Origin of the sequence: Tahibacter caeni, assembly GCF_024609805.1 — a bacterium.
Taxonomy (GTDB): Bacteria; Pseudomonadota; Gammaproteobacteria; order Xanthomonadales; family Rhodanobacteraceae; genus Tahibacter; species Tahibacter caeni.
Map to the genome: position 1 here is coordinate 1 of NZ_JANFVR010000659.1, position 1,121 is coordinate 1,121.

At 73.8% G+C, this 1,121-nt stretch carries 1 protein-coding gene; it reads right to left on the reverse strand.

The window, feature by feature from the left end:
* Nucleotides 1–620: 620 nt before the first annotated feature.
* Nucleotides 621–1,121: hypothetical protein (locus NON22_RS24655; protein ID WP_257389621.1), on the reverse strand; the 501-nt coding region annotated here is incomplete at its 5' end.

Genomic DNA, 1,121 nt, shown 5'->3' on the forward strand with positions numbered 1-1,121 from the left:
GAGGTAGACATGGTCCTCCGCCGCGACCGGCGCGCTGACATTGCCGCCGCGCGCGGCGACGAACGCGGCCGGCCCCGGCGGCGCCGCGGCGGCGCAGGAAGACGAAGAGAGAGCAGCAACGACGGCGGCGCAGACGGCGGAAACGAACACAGCGGCAGACGCTTTCATGGACACTCCAGGCAGGGAACGCAGCCGCCGCAGTGTCGAAAGCGCGGGCCGGCCGCGCATTCGTTTCGTATGCGGATTCCATGCGCGGGACGCGCGAAAGGCGCGGTGGGCGGCACTCGAGCATGACGCCGTCGGGGTTTCGCCGGTCGCCGGCCGCGGCGCAGGCGGCTATGCGGCGGGCAGTCCGAGCGAGGTGCCGCGGGCCTTGCGACGCTTCGCGAGCGCGCTGCCTTTGCCGTCTACGCTGCGTTTGCCGGGGCCGTCGCCAGCGGGCCAGGGAGCCGGGCTTCCGGGTCGACCGTGCCGAGTTTGCGCGACGTCTGTTTCTTTTGCATTGCAGCAAACGGGGTGCGCGAGGCTCTCCCGGCTCATGCGCCCGCGAGCGAAGCGATCGGATGCGCGGCAACTGCCTCGGGCTTTCGCGACGCGAAGGAAAACGACGCGGCCGGCCGCTAAGGCACCTGCCGCTCGCCGGCGAGCTCGCGCGCGCGGCGCTCGGCGGCGAGGCGCGCGTCGTTGCGGCCGAGCGCGGTGTTCAGGCGGACGAACACGCTCGCGGCGCGCAGGTCGTGGTCGGCCCAGGTCGCGATGCGCGCGCTGAGCGCGTGGGCCTCGTCGGGCCTGCCGTTGCGCACGAGCAGCGCGACATAGGGCTGGATCACGTCGACGAGGTCGTCGGGAATCGCGCCGGCCTGGTCGAACCGGTGCAGGGTGCGTTCGAACAGCGCGAGCGCCGCGTCGGTTTCGCCTTCGGCCGCGCGCTGTTCGGCCTGGGCCAGGCTGGCCTGGGCTTCGCGCCAGGGATCGGCGTGGGCCTGCACCCAGGCCTGCAGCTCGGCGGTCTCGCGCACGGCCGCGGCGAGCTCGCCCTGGCCGCGCAGGCCCTGCAGGCGCAGGCGCCAGGCCTGCACGTAGCGGATCGGATCGCTGTCGGCCAGCGCCGGCACGCGCGC